Source organism: Streptomyces sp. NPDC015131 (assembly GCF_043079975.1).
Taxonomy (GTDB): domain Bacteria; phylum Actinomycetota; class Actinomycetes; order Streptomycetales; family Streptomycetaceae; genus Streptomyces.
Genome location: NZ_JBIBVB010000002.1, coordinates 45,924 through 66,094, shown reverse-complemented (window position 1 = coordinate 66,094; position 20,171 = coordinate 45,924). Strand labels below are relative to the sequence as shown.

At 75.7% G+C, this 20,171-nt stretch carries 18 protein-coding genes; 10 read left to right on the top strand and 8 right to left on the bottom strand.

The window, feature by feature from the left end:
• Positions 1-126 precede the first annotated feature (126 nt).
• Positions 127-1,230 (bottom strand): pyridoxal-phosphate-dependent aminotransferase family protein, encoded by a 1,104-nt coding sequence (locus ACF08D_RS05690; RefSeq protein WP_392221283.1) that lies wholly within the window; start codon positions 1,228-1,230, stop codon positions 127-129.
• 116 nt (positions 1,231-1,346) lie between these two features.
• Between ACF08D_RS05690 and ACF08D_RS05685 the strand changes: the two genes are divergently transcribed.
• Positions 1,347-2,432: an amidohydrolase family protein gene (locus tag ACF08D_RS05685; protein WP_392221282.1), complete on the top strand. Its 1,086-nt coding sequence runs from the start codon at positions 1,347-1,349 to the stop codon at positions 2,430-2,432.
• A 367-nt stretch (positions 2,433-2,799) separates the two neighbouring features.
• A complete protein-coding gene (locus ACF08D_RS05680; protein WP_392221281.1) occupies positions 2,800-3,756 on the top strand; it encodes an SCO1860 family LAETG-anchored protein in 957 nt (318 codons plus the stop codon).
• 228 nt (positions 3,757-3,984) lie between these two features.
• Here ACF08D_RS05680 and cobC read toward each other — a convergent pair whose 3' ends face one another.
• Together cobC and ACF08D_RS05670 are read right to left on the bottom strand one after the other, a co-directional pair.
• Entirely contained in the window at positions 3,985-5,052 is a 1,068-nt protein-coding gene (gene cobC / locus ACF08D_RS05675) for an Rv2231c family pyridoxal phosphate-dependent protein CobC (protein WP_392221280.1), read from the bottom strand.
• A 319-nt stretch (positions 5,053-5,371) separates the two neighbouring features.
• The gene (locus ACF08D_RS05670; RefSeq protein WP_392221279.1) at positions 5,372-6,922 is read right to left on the bottom strand and encodes a cobyric acid synthase; all 1,551 of its coding nucleotides are present in this window, start codon (positions 6,920-6,922) and stop codon (positions 5,372-5,374) included.
• 365 nt (positions 6,923-7,287) lie between these two features.
• On the opposite strand from ACF08D_RS05670, the gene ACF08D_RS05665 reads away from it, so the two are divergent.
• Both ACF08D_RS05665 and ACF08D_RS05660 read left to right on the top strand, forming a co-directional pair.
• Complete coding sequence (locus tag ACF08D_RS05665; RefSeq protein ID WP_392221278.1) at positions 7,288-7,593, top strand: hypothetical protein; 306 nt, start codon at positions 7,288-7,290, stop codon at positions 7,591-7,593.
• 121 nt (positions 7,594-7,714) lie between these two features.
• On the top strand, positions 7,715-8,698 hold the full coding sequence (locus ACF08D_RS05660) for a hypothetical protein (protein WP_392221277.1): 984 nt from the start codon (positions 7,715-7,717) through the stop codon (positions 8,696-8,698).
• Between the two features lie 161 nt (positions 8,699-8,859).
• Here ACF08D_RS05660 and ACF08D_RS05655 read toward each other — a convergent pair whose 3' ends face one another.
• The 3 genes from ACF08D_RS05655 to ACF08D_RS05645 all read right to left on the bottom strand — a co-directional run bounded on the left by ACF08D_RS05655 (position 8,860) and on the right by ACF08D_RS05645 (position 11,456).
• Entirely contained in the window at positions 8,860-9,828 is a 969-nt protein-coding gene (locus ACF08D_RS05655) for a cobalamin biosynthesis protein (RefSeq protein ID WP_392221276.1), read from the bottom strand.
• Between the two features lie 133 nt (positions 9,829-9,961).
• On the bottom strand, positions 9,962-10,183 hold the full coding sequence (locus ACF08D_RS05650; protein WP_073752768.1) for a hypothetical protein: 222 nt from the start codon (positions 10,181-10,183) through the stop codon (positions 9,962-9,964).
• Between the two features lie 13 nt (positions 10,184-10,196).
• On the bottom strand, positions 10,197-11,456 hold the full coding sequence (locus tag ACF08D_RS05645; protein WP_392221275.1) for an anion permease: 1,260 nt from the start codon (positions 11,454-11,456) through the stop codon (positions 10,197-10,199).
• A gap of 234 nt (positions 11,457-11,690) precedes the next feature.
• Here ACF08D_RS05645 and ACF08D_RS05640 point away from each other — a divergent pair, with 234 nt between their 5' ends.
• The 3 genes from ACF08D_RS05640 (at position 11,691) to ACF08D_RS05630 (ending at position 15,285) form a co-directional block, all read left to right on the top strand.
• Positions 11,691-12,341: a class II aldolase/adducin family protein gene (locus tag ACF08D_RS05640; RefSeq protein ID WP_392221274.1), complete on the top strand. Its 651-nt coding sequence runs from the start codon at positions 11,691-11,693 to the stop codon at positions 12,339-12,341.
• Positions 12,342-12,541: 200 nt separating this feature from the next.
• Entirely contained in the window at positions 12,542-13,669 is a 1,128-nt protein-coding gene (locus ACF08D_RS05635; RefSeq protein ID WP_392221273.1) for an alpha/beta hydrolase, read from the top strand.
• A 185-nt stretch (positions 13,670-13,854) separates the two neighbouring features.
• Positions 13,855-15,285 (top strand): hypothetical protein, encoded by a 1,431-nt coding sequence (locus ACF08D_RS05630; RefSeq protein ID WP_392221272.1) that lies wholly within the window; start codon positions 13,855-13,857, stop codon positions 15,283-15,285.
• Positions 15,286-15,337: 52 nt separating this feature from the next.
• On the opposite strand, the gene ACF08D_RS05625 is transcribed toward ACF08D_RS05630, so the two are convergent.
• Positions 15,338-15,739, bottom strand: a complete 402-nt coding sequence (locus ACF08D_RS05625) for a VOC family protein (RefSeq protein ID WP_392221271.1) — start codon at positions 15,737-15,739, stop codon at positions 15,338-15,340.
• A gap of 457 nt (positions 15,740-16,196) precedes the next feature.
• On the opposite strand from ACF08D_RS05625, the gene ACF08D_RS05620 reads away from it, so the two are divergent.
• From ACF08D_RS05620 to ACF08D_RS05610, 3 genes are all read left to right on the top strand, one after another.
• On the top strand, positions 16,197-17,795 hold the full coding sequence (locus ACF08D_RS05620; RefSeq protein ID WP_392221270.1) for an ABC-F family ATP-binding cassette domain-containing protein: 1,599 nt from the start codon (positions 16,197-16,199) through the stop codon (positions 17,793-17,795).
• A 332-nt stretch (positions 17,796-18,127) separates the two neighbouring features.
• Entirely contained in the window at positions 18,128-18,349 is a 222-nt protein-coding gene (locus ACF08D_RS05615; RefSeq protein WP_006123601.1) for a helix-turn-helix domain-containing protein, read from the top strand.
• A gap of 146 nt (positions 18,350-18,495) precedes the next feature.
• Entirely contained in the window at positions 18,496-19,296 is an 801-nt protein-coding gene (locus ACF08D_RS05610; RefSeq protein WP_392221269.1) for an enoyl-CoA hydratase/isomerase family protein, read from the top strand.
• A gap of 112 nt (positions 19,297-19,408) precedes the next feature.
• Here the strand turns inward: ACF08D_RS05610 and ACF08D_RS05605 are convergent, their stop codons facing one another.
• Positions 19,409-20,110 (bottom strand): hypothetical protein, encoded by a 702-nt coding sequence (locus ACF08D_RS05605; protein ID WP_392221268.1) that lies wholly within the window; start codon positions 20,108-20,110, stop codon positions 19,409-19,411.
• Positions 20,111-20,171 lie beyond the last annotated feature (61 nt).

Genomic DNA, 20,171 nt, shown 5'->3' with positions numbered 1-20,171 from the left:
GGCACCCCGCGCTCGCGCTCATGCACCCCCGCCGGGCGCCGGAGCGAGGCACCCGCGCTAGCGCTCCCGCGCCGCGCACCGGAGCCGGGCCTTCGCGCCCCGCCCCGGCCCCCGGTAAGGCGGCTGCTACGCCCACGCCTCCGCGGCTGCTCGCAGCGCGGCCGGGACGTCGCCCGCCGTGCCGGTCAGGCGGCCCAGGGCGGCCCCGAGGGCCGACAGCGAGGACTCCACGGCGCCCCGGTCGGCGTCCACGCCGTAGTGGTTCACCCGGATCATCTCCGAGGCCAGCGCGCCGCCCCCCGCCGCCAGCGGCAGCGACGGCTCGCCCGCCAGCGCCTCGCGCACCAGCGCCGAGGCGTCCACCCCGGCCGGGGCGCGCAGCGTGGTGGCCACCGGGGCGGCCTCCTTCGCCTCGTGCACGTACGGCTCCAGGCCGCCCCCGAGCGCGAGCGCGCCCGCGCGGGTGGCCGCGGCGGCCGAGGCGTGGCGGGCCATCAGCCCGTCCAGGCCCTCCGCGTCGATGCGGTCCAGGCACGCCTCCAGCGCCAGCATCTCCAGCTGCGCGGGGGCGTGCAGCAGCGCCCTGCGCCCGCCGTCGATCCAGCGCTCCTTCCAGTCCAGCAGCGAGAGGTAGGAGCGGCGCGGCGCGGCCGGGTTGGCGGCGAACCGCTCCCACGCGCGCGTGCTGACCGACACCGCCGAGACGCCCGCGGGGCCGCCCATCGCCTTCTGCGCGCCGATGATGCACAGGTCGACGCCCCAGGCGTCCGGCAGGACGGGTTCGGCGCCGATCGAGGCGACCGCGTCCAGGTAGAACAGCGCACCGTGCGCCCGGACCACCTCACCGATCTCGGCGACCGGGTTGGTGTTGCCGGTCGCGGCCTCGGCGTGCACCAGGGACACGAAGTCGATCTCCGGGTGCCGCTCCAGCGCCCCGGCGACCGAGGCGGCGGTCACCGCCGTGTGGAACGGCACCTCCAGGTCCACCACCGTCGCGCCGCAGTCGCGCAGCCAGTCGCCGAAGGTCTGGCCGTACGGCCCGGTCACCACGTTCAGCGCGGTGGAACCGGGCCGGGCGCCGCTGCGGATGCAGCCCTCCAGCGGCAGCAGCGCCTCGCCCTGCGTGATCACCACGTCCTGCTCGGTGTCGAGCAGCGCGGCCACGCGCCGCTCGATCGCGGCGAACCGGTCGGCGGTCAGCGGGGGCAGGTCGAGGAGGGGGTGCGTCACGGGAGGCTCTCTTCTCAGTGCGTGCGGTGCGCGCGGTTCGTGCGGTGCGTGCGTGCGGTGCGCGCGGTGCGGATCTGCTTGGCCGAGCGTACTTCCGCCCTCGTAGAGTGCTGGACATGACCGTGGTGCTGCACGTGACGGGACGGGTACTGGCCGGACCGGAGGACGTCCGGGACGAGCTGTGGGTGGTCGACGGGCGGATCACGTACGAGCGTCCCTCCGCCGCCCGGGACGTCAGGACCGTCACCGGCTGGGCGCTGCCCGGGCTGGTGGACGCGCACTGCCATGTCGGTCTGGACGCCCACGGCGCGGTCGACGCGGCCACCAGCGAGAAGCAGGCGCTCACCGACCGGGACGCGGGCACGCTGCTGATCCGGGACGCCGGGTCGCCGGCCGACACCCGCTGGATCGACGACCGCGACGACCTGCCGAAGATCATCCGGGCCGGCCGGCACATCGCCCGTACCCGCCGCTACATCCGCAACTACGCCCATGAGATCGAGCCGGCCGACCTGGTCGCGTACGTGGGCCGGGAGGCGCGGCGCGGCGACGGCTGGGTCAAGCTGGTCGGCGACTGGCTGGACCGCGGCGCGGGCGACCTGGCCGCCTGCTGGCCGCGCGCCGAGGTCGAGGCCGCCATCGCGGAGGCGCACCGCCTCGGCGCCCGGGTCACCGCCCACTGCTTCGCCGAGGACTCGCTGCGGGACCTGGTCGAGGCGGGCATCGACTGCGTCGAGCACGCCACGGGGCTGACCGAGGACACCATTCCGCTGTTCGCCGAGCGCGGTGTGGCCATCGTGCCCACCCTCGTCAACATCGCCACCTTCCCCGGGCTCGCGGCGGGCGGGGAGGCCAAGTTCCCGCGCTGGGCCGCCCACATGAGGCGGCTGCACGAGCGCCGGTACGACACCGTGCGGGCGGCGTACGACGCGGGGGTCCCCGTCTTCGTGGGCACCGACGCGGGCGGCTCCCTGGCCCACGGGCTGGTCGCGGCCGAGGTCGCCGAGCTGGTCACGGCGGGCATCCCGCCCCTGGAGGCCCTGTCGGCGACCACCTGGGGGGCCAGGGCCTGGCTGGGGCGGCCCGGCCTGGAGGAGGGCGCCCCGGCGGACCTGGTCGTCTACGACGAGGACCCGCGCGCGGACGTACGGGCCCTCGCCGCGCCGCGCCGGGTGATCCTCAACGGCCGCGTGGTCGGCTGACGCCACCCGCGCGCACGTCCACCCGCGCGCACGTCCACCCGTACGCCCGCCCGTCCGCTGGGGGCGCAGCCGGTTGTTGACGCGCCCGTGACGACGGCCGCCCGATGCTCGTTGTCATCGGCCCTCGCCCGCTCCCGACCTGGGTGGACCGGCCGAAAGGGTGGAGCGGATGGGGTTCGGGCGAACGCCCGTGCCGGAATATTCGAATACGGGAGCGGAAACCCCCTTTGGGGTGAACTCACGTCAGGTTCCCGCCGGTTCACTCTCCGTGCGTAAGTATTCCGGTGTCCCGCGTCGCCGCCGTTCATGTGTTCCCGTGAGCCGGGGGGTCGGCGACGCCCCTGTCTCCAGTGGGGGTTCCACCACCGTGAACAGCAACACCCCGCGCCCGCCCGCCCGCAGGCGCACCGCCGCCGTCGTCGCGGTCGCCACGGCGCTCACTGCCGGACCCGTACTCCTCACCGCGCCCGCGGCGCACGCCACCGGCGGGGAGCCCGGGCGGGCGACCGCGGTCGTCCTGCGCACCGACCTGGACGTCGCCCTGCTCAACAAGACCGTCCAGGTGCCGCTGACGGCCACGCTCAACGAGGTGCGGGCGCCCGCCACCGCCGAGAAGACCGCGCTCACCGTCACCCTGGACGGCGTCGAGCAGGGCAGACCCGTCAGCGTCCTGCGGGCCGACGTCGCCACCGCGAAGGCCACCGCCGACGAGCGGCGGGCGGAAGGGCGCAGCGAGCTGGCCCACGCCCAAGTGCACGTCCCCGGGCTGCCGTTGCTCTCCCTGATCGAGGTCGAGAAGGTCACCTCCCGCGCGACCTGCGAAGCGGGCAAGGAGCCGGTCGCCGAGGCGAACGCGCTCGGGCGCGTCACCGTCCTCGGCAAGCGGGTCACGCTCACCGCCGGCGGCCCGACCACGGTGGATGTCCAGGGCGTCGGCGAGGTGACCCTCGACCTCTCCCGCACGCAGACCACTTCTCGTACCGCCGCCGCGACCGCCCTGCGGCTCACCGTCTCGGTGAACCCGCTGAAGGCGAACGTCGCCGAGGTCACCGGCACGGTCACCCTGGCCGAGGCCACCTGCGAGACCCCGAAGCCGGCGGCCGCGCCCGCGGCCCCGCAGCCGGCCGACCCCGAGCCCGCCGAGCCCCGCCCCGCGGACGTGGTGCCGCAGACCGCGGCGGAACCGGAGGAGGCCAACCTCGCGGAAACGGGCGGCAGTTCCATGACTCCCTACCTCGCGGGCGGGTCCCTCGCGCTGCTCGCCGCGGGCGCCGGCGCGCTGGCCCTCACCCGCCGCGCCCGCGCCGCCCGGGCCCGCGACTGACGGAAGCCGCACCCCGCCGGCCGCCGGGTGACGCCCCCGTCCCACGGGCCTCACCCGGCGGCCCACCCCGGGGCCCACGCACCGCCCCTCGCAGTCACCCGCCGGCCACGCGCCGCCCTCCGCAGTCACCCGCCGGGGCCCGCCCAGCCCTCCGCAGTCACCCGCCGGCCGCCCGCCGCCCGCCGGCCGCGCGCCGCCCGGTGGCCGGGAGGGCCCGCGTGCCGTCCCTCAGCGGTCCGCCGCGTGGCCGGACATCACCAGTGCCTGGTCCAGGGCCTGGAGGAACCGGTTGGTGACGGCGCGGTCCCGTACCGCCAGCCGCAGCCACTCGGGGCCCAGGCCCGGGAAGGTGTCGCCGCGCCGCGCGGCGAAGCCCAGCGTCCGCAGCCGCTCCCGTACCGCGTCCGCGCCCTCCATGCGGACCAGCACGAACGGCCCCTCCGCCGCCGCGACCGCCCGCACCTCGTCGAACTCCGCCAGCCCGGCCAGCAGATGGGCGCGCTCCACCGCCGTCCGGTGCGCCGCGAGTTCCGCCTCCGCCAGCGCCGCCCGCGACATGCACGCCTCGGCCGCCGCCAGCGCCGGCGACGACACGGGCCACAGCGGCTGCGCCCGCTCCAGCGCCGCCACGGTGTCCGGCTCGGCCAGCACGTAACCGACGCGCAGCCCGGCCAGGCCCCAGGTCTTGGTGAGGCTGCGCAGCACCACCAGCCCCGGCAGGTCCGTCCGCCCCGCCAGGCTCTCCCGTTCGCCCGGCACCGCGTCGATGAACGCCTCGTCCACCACCAGCGTCCGCCCGGGGCGGGCCAGCCGGGCCAGCAGGGCGGCCGGGTGCAGCACGGACGTCGGGTTCGTCGGATTGCCCACCATCACCAGGTCGGCGTCCCGGGGCACCGCCGCCGGGTCCAGCCGGAAGCCCTCCTCCTCGCGCAGCAGCACCCGCCGCACCCGGTGGCCCGCGTCCCGCAGCGCCGCCTCCGGCTCGGTGAACTGAGGGTGCACCACCACCGGCCGCCGCACCGGGAGGGCCCGAGCCAGCAGGACGAACGCCTCGGCGGCGCCGGCCGTCAGCAGCACCCGCTCGGGCGGCAGGTCGTGCCGCGCCGCGACGGCGGCCCGGGCGGCCCGGCCGTCCGGGTAGGCCGCCAGTCCGGTCAGGGAGGCCGCTATCCGCTCCCGCAGCCAGGCGGGCGGGGTGTCGGTACGGACGTTGACCGCGAGGTCGGTGAGCTTCTCGTCCCGGATCTCCGCGTCACCGTGGTGCCGCAGATCGTGAGTGTCGGTGTGGGTATACATGGCCGCCTGGTGGGGGTGAAGTGGGGGGTGGGGGAGGAGAGGCCGCCGGCCTCCCCGTAGCGCTCCATGACCAGGGTCTAACACTCCGGTGTCTCCCCAGCGGTGTACCCGTGACCCACATTCAACAACCGCAGGCGCACACGGCGGTACGGGGTCGCGCGACGGGACACCGTGACGGGAACAGGCGGCGGCGCCGGCCGACCGGCCGAGGTGCCACCGACCGCCGCGACGCCGCTCCCACAACCACTCCGGCCACTCCGGCCACTCCGGCCACTCCGGCCACTCACGGTGCTCCCGGTACTCACGGTGCTCCCGGTACTCACGGCGCTCCCGGTACTCCCGGCGGCCCTCCCGGTACTCCCGGCGGCGCTCCCGGCGGGACGAACGGGAGCCCGGTGGGCGGGCCCTGCTCGATCAGCTTCCACAGCGCGTCCGTGTCCGCGTACCACTCGATCAGGTCGCCGAGCCGGTCGAGCTGCTCCTCCCGCAGCGCGGCGAAGGACGTGCCGGGCGCGGGGACGAAGCGCCGGCCGGCCGCCCGGGCCACCTCCCGGAGGAACGCCCGGCGGAAGGCGTCGCTCTCCAGCGCGCCGTGCCAGTGCGTACCCCACACCGACCCGACACGGCACCCGTCGAGGAACGGTTCACCGCCGAGCACCTCGGCGACACCATGGTGGATCTCGTACCCCTCGACCCGCTCGCCCAGGGCCTCGCCGACCGGCCGGGCGAGGGTCTTCTCCGGGGCGAACCGCACCCGTACCGGCAGCAGGCCGAGCCCCTCGACCTCGCCGGCCCTCGACTCGACCTCGTCCGTGATGTGCGCGCCCAGCATCTGGAAACCGCCGCACACGCCCAGCACCGGACGGCCCGCCGCCGCCCGCCGCGCCAGCGCCTCCGCGAGGCCCCGCTCCCGCAGCCACGCCAGGGCCCGCACCGTGCCGCGCGTCCCGGGCACCACCACCAGGTCGGCGTCCACCAGCTCCTCGGGGCGGTCCACGAAGCGGACCACCACACCCGGCTCGGCGGCCAGCGCGTCCACATCGGTGAAGTTGGACATCAGGGGCACCGCGCAGACGGCGACCCGCAGCACGTCCTCACCGGCCGGCGGCGCGACGACCGACTCGCGCACCGCGCCCCGCAGCGACACGCGCAGCCCGTCCTCCTCGTCGATGCCGAGCCCGTGGGCGTACGGCAGGACACCGAGGGTGCGGCGGCCGGTCAGCCCCAGCAGCATGTCGAGACCCGGCTCCAGCAGCGTCACGTCGCCCCGGAACTTGTTGACCAGGAACCCCGCGATCAGCTCCTGGTCCTCGGGCGACAGCAGCGCCGTCGTCCCGAAGAACTGCGCGAACACCCCGCCCCGGTCGATGTCGCCGACCACGACCACGGGCAGGCGGGCGGCCCGGGCGACCGCCATGTTGACGATGTCGGTGCTCCGCAGGTTGATCTCGGCCGGGCTGCCCGCGCCCTCGCAGATCACGGCGTCGTACGTGCTCCGCAGCTCCTCCAGGCACTCCACGACCGTGCCGAGCAGGGTCTGCTGCCGCCCGCCGTGGTAGCCGCGCGCGCTCAGCTCGCCGACCGGCTTCCCCAGCAGCACCACCTGGCTGGAGCTGTCGCTCCCCGGCTTGAGCAGCACCGGGTTCATCAGCGCCGACGGTTCCACCCGGGCCGCCCCTGCCTGCATGGCCTGGGCACGCCCGATCTCGGCGCCCTCTCGGGTGACGTACGAGTTGAGGGACATGTTCTGCCCCTTGAACGGCGCGACCCGCACGCCCTGCCGCGCCAGCCAGCGGCAGATGCCGGCCGTGACGACGCTCTTGCCCGCGTCGGACGTGGTGCCCGCGACCAGCAGCCCCCCGCCCCTCATGCCCCGCCCCTCGCGCCCGGCCGCCCCATGTCCCGCCTTCGCCTCGCGCCGGGCCGCCCCACGTCCCGCCTCCGCCTCGCGCCCGGCCGCCCCATGTCCCGCCTCCGCCTCACCCGCCGGGACCCGTGTCCCGTCTCGCCACGCCACCACCGGGCCCCTGCCGCCGGCCCGCTCCCGCCATTCTCCCCGCTGTCCGGGAAGGCCCGGGACAGCACCCCTGACCAGGCCGGACACCGCGCGGGTGTCCGGGACGGCCGGGAGCCCTTGCCGGTCCGGGCGGCACCGGCACAGGCTTCTCCCGTTCGACCGGCCGGCCGCCCGGTACCGCTTCCCGCACATGAACGAACGGACAGAGGGAGAACTCCATGTTCAAGAAGATCGCTGTGGCGACGACGACAGCCGCGATGGGGTGCGTGACGGTCCTCGGCCTGGCACCCGCCGCCCAGGCCGCCCCGACCGCACCGGCCGGTGCGCTGGCCTGCTCGAAGTGGATCGACTACACGGACCGGGGGCGGGCGCACGCGAAGTGCGCCGGCGTCGACGTGTCCGTGACGGTGAAGTGCGCCAACGGGCGTTCGTACGGCAGCAGCCCCGGCTGGCGCTGGGAGTACAACAAGGCCGAGTGCCCCCGGGGCATCGGCGCGACCAGCATGACCTACCGCACCCGGTAGCGGGGACGGCGCGGTGCCGGCGGCCCCTCATGGGGCTCCGGCACCCTCGCGCGGCCCGGGCCCGGCAATTGGCGAGGATCGTCGTTGACGGCCCGGGACGCGGGCGGCGACGCTTTTCCCCATGGCGGAGCAGCCGGTCCGGGACCTCGCGGAAGTGGACGACACGGCCGGGTTCGTGAGGGCCCTGCGGCGGTTGAAGGACGCGTCCGGGCTGTCGTACCGGCAGCTGGAGGAGCGCGCGGCCGGCGCCGGGGACGTCCTTCCCCGCAGCACCGCCGCCGGGATGCTGGGCCGGGACGTCCTGCCGAGGCCCGACCAGCTCGCGGCGTTCGTACGGGCCTGCGGGGACGGCGAGCACCTGGAACGGTGGCTCCGGGCCCGGGACCGGATCGCCGAAGGGCGGCCGTCCACCCGGCCCTCCGATGCCCCCGAGGGGCGGCCCGCCGATGCCGCACCGGCGGAACCGGTCCGGCGTGGCCGGGGCGCGGCCCTGGCGGTGAAGGTGGCCGTCCCGGTGCTGATCCTCGCCGGCGCCTGGCTGGTGACCGCCGCCGCCGGGGGGCCGACGGCGGGCCGGGGCGGGGACACCGGTGCCCCGGCCCCGCGTTCCCCCGCCACCCCGGGTCCCGGCACCGCCGGTCCCGCGAGCGCTTTCGCGCCGCCCAGCGGCTGGGTGCGCATCCGGCCGGTGACGGCTCCCGGCATGTGCGTGACGGACGGGCGGGTACGGGACCGCCGGTACACCCCGCTGGTGGCGGTGCAGCGGCCGTGCGCCGAGACGGCCCCGCAGGCCACCCGGCTGGAGCCGGTGGGCGGGGACAGGGTGCGGATCCAGTGGCACCACCCCGACTACGGCAAGGGCTGCCTCAAGGCGCTCGCCGAGGGCCCGGGCGCCGGGCTGCTGGAGCCGTTCGACGACTGCCGGCAGGGCAGCCTGTTCCGGCTGGAGGCGTCCGGGTCGTACACCGGCGGCCGGTACGTGCTGCGCGTCGACGGCCAGGGGTGCGTGGGCATCCGGGACTCGGCCACGGCCGAGGGGACCGAGGCCGTCATGGGCCGGTGCGTGGGCCGGGGAGGGCAGGTCTTCCTCATCGAACCCGCCTGAGTACGCGAGGAGGGCGCCGGACCCCGGCCGCCCTCAGCCCCGCCGCCGCCCGCGCCTCCGCCGGACCGTCCCGTACGCCGGCCGCCTCCCCGCCCTCAGCCCCAACTTCGTCCGCGCGCCTCAGCCCCGACCGCGACCGCAACCGCGCCCGCGCCCGCGCCTCAGCCCCGACGCCGCCCGCGTCCCCGCCCGCGCCGGACCGTCCCGTACGCCAGCCGTCCGCCCGCGCACACCGCGAGGGCCAGGGCGCTCACCCGGCGCGACAGCCGTACCGCCCGTTCGACGTCCGCCACCTCCACGGCCCGGCCCTCCGCGTTCAGCACCGGCCGGTGCTCCACCCGGCCGTCGTACGAGAGGGTCCCCCCGAGCCGTACGCCCAGGGCGCCTGCGAACGCCGCCTCGACCGGGCCCGCGTTGGGGCTCGGGTGCCGGGCGGCGTCGGCGCGCCAGGCCCGTACCGCGCCCCGGGCGTCCCCGCCGGCGACCGCCGCCAGGGCCGCCGTCAGCCGGGCGCCGGGCCAGCCGGCCAGGTCGTCGAGCCGGGCGGACGCCCAGCCGAAGCGGCGGTACCGGGGCGACCTGTGCCCCACCATCGCGTCGAGGGTGTTGACCGCCCGAAAGGCCACCAGGCCCGGTACGCCGCCCAGCGCGCCCCAGACGAGGGCGCCGGTCACGGCGTCGGAGGTGTTCTCGGCGACCGACTCCACCACCGCGCGGGCGATCCCGGGCCCGTCCAGGGCCTCCGGGTCGCGTCCGCACAGATGGGGCAGCCGCCCGCGGGCCGCGTCGAGGTCGCCCGCGGCCAGCGCGCCCGCCACGGCGCGCGCCTCGCGGCCCAGGGTCGTCCCGCCGACGACCGCCCAGACCGAGGCGGCGGTCAGCACGACGGGGAGGACGCCCCGGTGCCGTACGGCCCGGTCGGCGAGCACCGCCGCCCCGGTCGCGCCCCCGGCGCACACCAGGGCGTGCAGGGCGCCCCAGCCGCGGTGGTCCCGCCACAGGGCGCCCTCCACGGCGCTCGCGGCGCGCCCGAAGGCGGCGACGGGGTGGCCGCGCCGGGGGTCGGCGAGGACCAGGTCGGCGGCGAGCCCGGCGGCGGCGCCGCAGGCGAAGACGTGGTCACCACGCATCGGACCGGCCATCTCGTCCTCACTCCGTCCTCACTCGGGGCGAGCGGCGCCCCGCCTCGACGATGAACCGGCCGCGCCCCCGGAACGGGAGCGTTCCGGGGGCGCGGCGTACGACTCGGGGGAGCCCCGCCGGTCAGGTGACGATCAGGAAGATCCCGTACGCCACGGCCGCCGCGCACAGCGCGAAGCAGGCGTACGCACCGGTGCGGGCGAGGGCGGCCGATCCGCCGTTCGCCGAGGCGGTCTCCTGCTTGGAGAGCCCGACGATACCGAGGGTGAACAGGCCCACCAGGGCCACGGTGGCCAGGAGGCTGACCCCGAAGACGGAGCCGAGAGCTGCCCAGTCGATCTTCATTGCTGTTTCTTCCTTACACCGAGGCGGCGGAGGCCGGGGCAGTGGACGCCGGGGCGGGCTCGCCGGCCGGGGCCGGGATGGTGGCCTTCAGCTCCTCGGCGACGGCGGCGGTCGGGGGCGGGGTGACGGCCGCGATGGCGGTGGTGACGACGCCCGCGGGCTCCTCCTCCGCCTCGACGTCGTTGACGTTGGTGTGGTCGACGACCTGGCGGCGCGAGATCAGCCAGATGGCGGCGCAGGAGGCCACCAGGAAGACCGCGACGACGGCGACGCCCCAGTCGCCCTGCTTGGTGACGAATTCCGAGGCGGCGGCGACCAGCGCGGCGGCCGGGAGCGTCAGGCCCCAGGCGACGAACATCCGGGTGGCGGTGGACCAGCGGACCACACCGCCCTTGCGGCCGAGGCCCGCGCCCATCACGGCGCCGGAGCAGGAGTGGGTCGTGGAGAGCGAGAAGCCCAGGTTGGAGGAGGCCAGGATGACGGCCGCGGCGCTGGTCTGGGCGGCGAAGCCCTGCTGCGGCTGGAGGTCGGTGAGGCCCTTGCCCATGGTGCGGATGATGCGCCAGCCGCCCAGGTAGGTGCCGAGCGCGATGGCCACACCGGCGGAGACGATCACCCATACCGGGGGGTTGGAGCCGGGGGCGAGGGCGCCGGCGGCGACCAGGGCGAGGGTGATGATGCCCATCGTCTTCTGCGCGTCGTTGGTGCCGTGGGCCAGGGAGACCAGGCCGGCGGAGGCGATCTGTCCGGCGCGGTAGCCCTTGCGGCCGGTCTTCTCCCCGACGTGCGCCCCGGCCCGGTACGTCAGGCGGGTGGCGAGCATCGCGGCGATGCCGGCGACCAGCGGCGCGGCGACGGCCGGGATGAGGACCTTGGTGACGACGACGCCGCCGTTGACGCCGCCGATGCCGACGGAGGCGACGGTGGCACCGACGAGGCCGCCCATGAGGGCGTGGGAGGAGCTGGACGGCAGGCCCACGAGCCAGGTCAGCAGGTTCCACAGGATCGCGCCGACGAGCGCCGCGAAGATCACTTCGGGGGTGATGCCGTCTTCGGTGACGAGTCCGCTGGAGATCGTCTTGGCGACCTCGACGGACAGGAAGGCGCCGACCAGGTTGAGCACGGCGGACATGGCCACCGCCGTCTTGGGCTTCATCGCGCCGGTCGAGATGGTGGTCGCCATCGCGTTGGCGGTGTCATGGAAACCGTTCGTGAAATCGAACACGAGAGCTGTCACGACCACAATGGCGAGCAGCAGCGTGATGTGTTCCATTTACCCAGGCAATCGTTCGACGTCAGTGGCTCGGCGAACGTAGGCAACCTGAGTGAACGGAAGGTGAACTGGGCCGGGCGCCATGGTGACCCCCAGTGCGATGCGGTCCTTCCGCTTCCACCCCCGCGCAGGCCCGGCGGGCCCTCCCGGCGCCCCGCCCGCCGCCGGGGAGACATACGTCACCCCGAACCCCGCGACGGCCCCCGCGCGGCGGCGGGTGCCATGATCGGGTGCATGACACAGGACGCGATCGCTCAGGCATGGGACGAGCTGGTGGCCACCGCCCGCCGGACGGTGGCGGACGGGCTGGTCGTCGGGACCTCGGGAAACGTTTCCGTACGGGTCGGCGACCTCGTCCTCGTCACCCCCAGCGGCGTGCCCTACGACCGGCTCACCCCGGACGACACCGTCGCCGTGGACCTCGACGGCACCCGGGTGCGCGGCCGGCTCGCCCCCACCAGCGAGCTGCCCATGCACCTGGCCGTCTACCGCAGCACCGAGGCCCGCGCCGTCGTCCACACCCACGCCGTGCACGCCACCGCCGTCTCCACCCTCGTCACCGAGCTGCCGCTGATCCACTACATGGCGGCGGCCCTCGGCGGTCCCGTCCGCGTCGCCCCCTACGCGCTGTACGGGACCGAGGAACTGGCCGCGCACATGCTCCGCGCCCTCGACGGCCGCACCGGCTGCCTGCTGCGCAACCACGGCACCGTCACCCACGGCGACACCCTGGACCAGGCGTACGACCGCACGGCCCAGCTGGAGTGGATGTGCCGCGTCTGGCTCACCGCCCGGTCCGTGCCCGGCCACACGCCGAGCCTGCTGTCGGACGGCGAACTGCGCACGGCCCACGACAAGCTCCGCGGCTACGGCCAGCCGGGCTGACCTCCCGGGCCGACCTTCCGGGCTGACCTTCCGGGCTGGCCTTCAGGGGTGACCTTCCGGGCCGACCTCCCGACAGCCGGGTGCCGCCCGCCCGGGCCGACACGCCGACCTCCCGGCCGCCGGGTACCGCCCGCCCGGGCCGACACCCCGGCGGAGGCCGCCCACTGGCGCCGGGGCGCGGGGGTGCCGACACTGGGACGGTGCGCCCGGCTACAGCGACGGCAGCGGCCGTCACCACCATGATCGGTGCCGGCGCGGTCGCGGTCGCGGCCGGCCGGTACGCCAGCAGCGCCGCGCTCAAGGTGCCCTCCGACCGGCCCCTGCCCGGCGAGCCCCGGCTCACCGTGCACGCCACCGCCGCCGGACAGGTCACCCTGACCCGCTGCCTCGCCTCCCGGCGCCCCGGCACCTACGGGCTCACCGGACCCGGCGTCCACGCCGTCGTGGGCCCCGTCCTCGACGACGTACCGCACAGCCCCGACACCGTCGTACGCCGCCTCGAACGCGTCGTCACCGGACGGCTGGAGGTCGGCGGGCGCGTCCGCCTCACCCCCCGGCTCCACACCGGCACCCCCGCCGGGGCGCTCGGGCTGGAGTACCAGGACACCGAGGTCCCCGGCGAACTCGGCGCCCTGCCCGCCTGGTACGTCCCCGCCGCCCGCTCCACCTGGGTCATCGCCGTCCACGGGATCGGCGCCACCCGCGAGCACCCGATGAACGTCATGGGGTTCCTGCACCGGATGCGCCTCCCGGTGCTCGCCGTCAGCCACCGCGGCGACCCCGGAGCGCCCCGCCCCGCCGGCGGGCTCAGCCACCTCGGCGACTCCGAGTGGCGCGACCTGGACGCCGCGATCCGCCACGCCGTGCGCCAGGGCGCCGAACGCGTCGTCCTGCACGGCTGGTCCACCGGCGCCGCCATGGCCCTGCACGCCGCCGCCAACTCCGGCCTGCGCGACCGGATCAGCGGCCTCGTCCTCGACTCCCCGGTCCTCGACTGGGAGGCCACCGTGCGCGCCCTGGTCGCCGCCCGGCGCGTCCCCGCCGCGCTGCTCCCGCTCGCCGTGCGCGCCGCCCGCGGCAGCACCGGCGTCCACGGCGACCGGCTCGCGGAGGCGGCCGACCCGCGCGGACTGCGCGTCCCCACCCTGGTCTTCCACGGCCCCGAGGACCGCATCGCCCCCTGGACGACCACCCGCGACCTCGCCTCCCTCCGCACCGACCTGGTCACCCTCCACACCATCCGCGACGCCCCCCACGCCGCCATGTGGAACGCCGACCCGCACCGCTACGAGGAGGCCATGCGCCGCTTCCTCACCTCCCTCGTCTGAACTTCCTCCGGGCCCCTCCCTCGTCCGAGCCCCTCCCTGCCCGGCAACCGCGCGGTGCCCACCGGCCCCGCCGCGCCCCGCCACGCCCCGTCCGGCGCGCCGGACGGGGCGCCGCGGCGACACCACGAACCCGGCGAATCGGATTCCGTTTGGGCTTTCGGGGCGTCAGCGGGAAGACTGCTCCCGTGACGTCTCGAAAGCCTGATGAGCAACTGGCGCGCAACTCCAGACTCCGACTCGTCCGACCGCGGCCCCTGACCACGGCCCGACGGGCCGTGACGACCCGGCGTACCCGCCCGGTGCCGCGACCGCCCGAGGGGACACCGCCACCCGCCGAACTGGCCCGGCAGGCCAGGATCGTGCTCGCCGACGCCGTCCGCATCGCCCGCTGGGCCGCCGTCGAGCGGGACCGGGCCCACGACGACACCACCCCCGCCACCGAACGGGCCGCCGCAGCCCTCGGCCTGACCCCCGCTCAGGTGCGGGCCGGCTGGGACCGCGCCCGGCTCGCCGGTCTCGTCGAGCTGCACGGCGACACCGCCCGCCCCGGCTGGCGGCTGCGCGCCTGGGACCGCGACGACTCCGCCGTCCTGCGCGGCTGGGTCGCCCTGTTCGACGCCTGGTCGCTGGTGCGCCCCGCGCCCACCGAGGCGGCACCCGCCGCCGTCGCCGAGGTCGTGGAGGCCGTCCCCCAGGTGCTCTCCCTCCTCCAGCTCTCGGCCGGCCCCGTGCCCGTGCCGTCGCTGCTCGACCTGCTCCGGCAGCGGGTCGCCGAACTGCGCGAGGAGCGCTGCGAGGTCCCCGCCGGCGCCCCGCACTCCGGCACGCCCGCAGCCGCCCCCGGTCAGGCCCCCGGCGCGGCCGGTGAGACCGCGTCGGATACCACCGGCCAGGCGCCCCTCTCCCGGCTCCTCGACTGGGCCCTGGAGGGCCTGGCCGCCGTCGGCGCCCTCACCCTGGGCGGGGGACAGGCGACCCTGACGCCCCTGGGCAACTGGGCGGTGTGGGTGAAGCTGGAGCAGATCTGCGTGGCCGCCCAGAGCCCCGCCGGCCACATCGAGCAGTCCGCCGAGGACATGCTGCGCGGCTGCGCCCGGCTCACCCCCGGCCCCGCCCGCGTCGAGTACCGCGCCTGGCTCGCCGCCCGCCCCGTCCGCAGCGCCGTCACCGAACTCCTCGCCGTCGCCCGGGGCGAGGACGCCCTGCTGCGCGGCCTCGCCTTCGAGGCGCTCCGGGTGGTCGGCGCCCCCGCCGAGGCCGCCGTGCGCGCCGCCGCCGCCGAGCCCGGGCTGCGCCCCTACGCCCTGCTCTGGCTCGCCGAGTACGAGGGGGCCGACCCGGACGACGCCCCCGACGTCCTCACCCGCGAGGAGGCCACCTGGCTCTGGGTGGACACCGCCGCCGCCGTCGCCGACCACGGGGAGAGCACCCTCCTGGTCCGCCACCTCGAATCCGCCGTCCAGGGCACCGTCCCCGCCCTGCTCGACGAGGTCCGGGCGGTCGGCCACCCCCGCACCGTCCAGGTCCTCGTCGCCCTGGCGGCCGCACACCCCGACCCCGCCCTCGCCAAGGCGGTGCGCCGCGCGGCCTTCCAGGTCCACACCGGCGGAGCCTGACCCTCCGCCCGCTCGCCGAGGGCCCGCCCGCCGAAGGCCGGCTCCCGGCCGGCTAGCCCGCCGCGCCGGGGGCGTACGTCCCGAAGCTCCAGACGTTGCCCTCGGCGTCCCGCGCCATGTAGTCCCGCGAGCCGTAATCCTGGTCCGTGGGCGGCATCAGGATCTCCACCCCGTGCTCCACCGCCCGCGCGTGGTGGGCGTCCACGTCCTCCACCACCACGTAGACCCCGGCCGGGCCACTGCCCGCCATCGCCTTGGCGAAGGCCCCGCCGCCGCCCTTGGAGCCCAGCATCACCATGCCGTTCCCCAAGGCCAGCTCCGAGTGGACGACCCGGCCGTCCTCGCCCTCGTACACACTCACCTCGGTGAAGCCGAACGCCTCCTTCAGCGTTCTGATCGCCGTCTTCGCGTCCTCGTACAGGATCGTCGGGTAGATGCTCGGTACGTCCGCCACGCTGATCACGCTCCGATTCGGTGCTCGTCCTCGGCGCGCGCCCTTCACCCGGCCCGCGCCCCTGCCGCCCTTGCTCAGGTGATCCGGATCTCAGCCGGTTCCCAGTCTGGCACCCGGCACTGACAACGCGACCCGGAGCGCCCACCGGCTCACCGGAAGGTGTTGCACCGCGCCCCGTCCCGCCGCCGTGCCGCCCGGTCCGGCGGCGGCCGCACCCCGCGGCGTCCTCGCACCGGGCCGGGCCCCGGGCGGCACCGGGCCGGGCCCCGGGCGGCACCGGGCCGGGCCCCGGGCGGCACCGGGCCGGGCCCCGGGCGGGCGCAGCATGGCCGAAAAGCAGTTGCACGCGCCCGTTAGACTGGCCCGTATGGCCATTCTCCCTGTGCATTAGACCGGCGTCGAAGCCCCCGCACCCGCCGTCCTTCCGCCGTCGTCCCCACCGCCCTGGAGTCTGTCCGTGATCACCGCTTCCGGCATCGAGCTGCGTGCCGGCGCACGCGTTCTCATCGAGTCCGCTTCCTTCCGCATCGCCAAGGGCGACCGCATCGGCCTGGTCGGCCGCAACGGCGCCGGCAAGACCACCCTCACCAAGTGCCTCGCCGGCGAGGGCATCCCGGCCGGCGGCACCATCACCCGCTCCGGTGAGGTCGGCTACCTCCCGCAGGACCCCCGCACCGGCGACCTCGACGTCCTGGCCCGCGACCGGATCCTCTCCGCCCGCGGCCTGGACTCCCTGCTGCGCAAGATGCGGCTGAACGAGGAGCGCATCGCGAACGGCCAGGGCGCCACCCGCGACAAGGCCCTGCGCCAGTACGAGCGCCAGGAGACCGAGTTCCTCACCAAGGGCGGGTACGCCGCCGAGGCCGAGGCCGCCACCATCGCCCACGCCCTCGGTCTGCCCGACCGGGTCCTCGGCCAGCCGCTGCACACCCTCTCCGGCGGTCAGCGGCGCCGGGTCGAGCTGGCCCGCATCCTCTTCTCGGACGCCGACACCCTGCTCCTCGACGAGCCGACCAACCACCTCGACGCCGACTCGATCGTCTGGCTGCGCGACTACCTCAAGACGTACCGGGGCGGCTTCATCGTCATCTCCCACGACGTCGACCTCGTCGAGACCGTGGTCAACAAGGTCTTCTACCTGGACGCGAACCGGTCCGTGATCGACGTCTACAACATGGGCTGGAAGCTCTACCAGCAGCAGCGCGAGGCCGACGAGAAGCGCCGCAAGCGGGAGCGCGCCAACGCCGAGAAGAAGGCCGCCGCCCTCAACTCGCAGGCCGACAAGATGCGCGCCAAGGCCACCAAGACCGTCGCCGCGCAGAACATGGCCCGCCGCGCCGAGCGGCTGCTCGCCGGGCTGGAGGAGGTCCGCGCCTCCGACAAGGTCGCCAAGCTCCGCTTCCCCGAGCCGGCGCCCTGCGGCAAGACCCCGCTCACCGCGGAGGGGCTGTCCAAGTCGTACGGATCGCTGGAGATCTTCACCGACGTGGACCTGGCCATCGACAAGGGCTCACGCGTGGTCATCCTGGGCCTCAACGGCGCCGGCAAGACCACCCTGCTGCGGCTGCTCGCCGGGGTCGAGAAGCCGGACACCGGTCAGGTCACTCCCGGTCACGGCCTCAAGCTCGGCTACTACGCCCAGGAGCACGAGACCCTCGACCCCGACCGCACGGTCCTGGAGAACATGCGGTCGGCCGCCCCCGACCTGGACCTGGTGGAGGTCCGCAAGACGCTGGGCTCGTTCCTGTTCTCCGGCGACGACGTCGACAAGCCCGCCGGGGTCCTCTCCGGCGGTGAGAAGACCCGGCTGGCCCTGGCCACCCTGGTGGTCTCCTCGGCGAACGTCCTGCTCCTCGACGAGCCGACCAACAACCTCGACCCCGCCAGCCGCGAGGAGATCCTCGGCGCGCTGCGCACCTACAAGGGCGCCGTCGTCCTGGTCACCCACGACGAAGGCGCGGTCGACGCCCTCCAGCCGGAGCGGATCATCCTGCTGCCGGACGGCGTCGAGGACCTGTGGGGCGCGGACTACGCGGACCTCGTGGCCCTGGCGTAGCCGGCGTCTCGGGCGGCGCCCGCGAGGGCCCCGCCCGGTCTCCCTGGATCATTCGGCCTACCCGTGATCCATCATCTGAGTGAGCGCGTCTCGTACTGCGGCGTGGCTCCGGGCGGATTTCACCTCTCGTGCGCCCCCCGCGCCCCTTTCGCGCGTACCGCCCTGACCAGGTATTTCACCGAATCTCCCGGCTTTCTCCCGGGCCGGCGGGCCGTCCGGCGGGCCCCGAGCGGCGAATCCGTACGGCACAGACCTTGTCGAATGGCTGGCCAGGAAGCCCCGGAGGGGTGATCATGAGAAGACCAGAGCGCACTTCCCATGAGGAGGCACGGGTGGCCGAGACTCTGAAGAAGGGCAGCCGGGTGACCGGCGCCGCGCGCGACAAGCTCGCGGCAGACCTGAAGAAGAAGTACGACTCCGGTGCGAGCATCCGGGCACTGGCCGAGGAAACCGGTCGGTCTTACGGATTCGTCCACCGGATGCTGAGCGAATCCGGAGTCACGCTGCGTGGACGCGGCGGAGCGACGCGAGGCAAGAAGGCCGCTTCGGCCTGACGGCCACGGCGACCTGACACCCCGAGCGCGGCTCGTCCGGCCCCACCGGTACCGGCAGGGCCACCCGGTCGATCGCAGTGTCGGCCGGGTGGTTACTGTGCAGTCACTTGATGGCTGCACTGCCGCACCGGACCCGGAGGCGCCCCATGACCTCGCTCGACCCAGTCCTCGACGTGCTCGACAAGGACGGCGTACGGCTCACCGTCGACGACGCCGTTGCCACGGTGACCCTCACCAATCCGGCCAAGCGCAACGCCCAGTCCCCCGCGCTGTGGAGGGCGTTGACGGAGGCCGGGAGGTCGCTGCCGGGCAGCGTGCGGGTCGTGGTGCTGCGCGGAGAGGGCCAGTCCTTCTCCGCCGGACTCGACCGGCAGGCGTTCACGCCGGAGGGCTTCGCCGGAGAGCCGTCGTTCCTCGATCTGGCGCGCGGCTCGGACGCCGAGCTCGACGCGGTCATCACCGAGTACCAGGAGGCGTTCACCTGGTGGCGACGTAACGACATCGTGTCGATCGCGGCCGTGCAGGGACACGCGATCGGGGCCGGCTTCCAGCTCGCCCTGGCGTGCGACCTGCGGGTCGTGGCCGACGACGTCCAGTTCGCGATGCGCGAGACCAGCCTCGGTCTCGTCCCCGACCTGACGGGCACGCACCCGCTCGTGGGGGCGGTCGGCTACGCCCGCGCGCTGGAGATCTGCGCCACGGGCCGGTTCGTCCACGCCGCGGAGGCGGAGCGCATCGGACTGGCCAACATCGTGGTGCCCGCCGAGGAGCTGGACGGCGCCGTACGGGACCTGGCGGGCGCGCTGCTCGCTGCGCCCCGCGACGCGGTCGTCGAGACCAAGGCGCTGCTGCGGGGCGCGGGCGACCGCACCTACGAGGAGCAGCGCACGGCCGAGCGGGCCGCCCAGGCGCGCCGGCTGCGCGACCTCGCCGGGCTCGCCGACTAGGGCGCGCCGACCAGGGCTCGCCGACCGGGGGCTCGCCGACTAGAGCCCGCCGACCCAGGGCCCCGCCTTCCAGGGCCCGCCCGCCCGTCGGCGCGTCGCGCTCCGGCGGCCCTCACGCCCCGGTGACCACCACGGTCACCGGAAGCTGCTCGCGCACGGCCCCGCGTACCGCCCGCGCCACGTCCAGTGGCCGGTGGTCCGGGGCCGTCGCCAGTTCCACCCGTACATGATCGGCGGCCCGGTGGACCGGGGGTCCCAGCACCGTCGTCAGCCGGTCCACCCCCTCCACCCCGGCCGCCGCGCCCGCCACCGGGTCGTCCAGCGAGCCCGGGCCCGCCTCGCGCGGGGGCGCCGCCGGGGGAGCGGTGTCCACCGCCTCCCGGGGCGCGCCGTCCGCCAGGTCCGTCACCCGCAGGTCCACCTCCGACACGATCAGCCCCAGCCGCCGCTCCGAGGCCGCCCACAGCGCGGCCCGCAGCCGGTCGGCCAGGGCCGGCAGGGGTACGGCGGTCCCGGCGGCGAAGTCCATCTCGATGCGCAGCGGGCCGGGCGGCAGCGACCCCGGAGGCGCCGGGAACGCGGACGGCCGCCCGTCCGGGGCACCGGCGGAGCGGGTGCCGTGCGGGGCCCCGGCCGGGGTGATCCGTACCCGCCCCGGTGTCACCCCCTCCACCTGCCGTGCCGCCCCGCGCAGTGCCGCGTCCACGGCGCGCGCCGCGATCCAGGCCCCGTCCTCCGGGCCGCCCAGGGGGAGCAGCACCCCCAGACCGGTCCGGCTCCGCACCGCCGCCACCCATCCATCAGCCGTCGTCATTCCTCCAGCCTGCCGCATCCCCGGCGCGAGATCCGTAAACCACCCTTAATGTGTGCGAAGG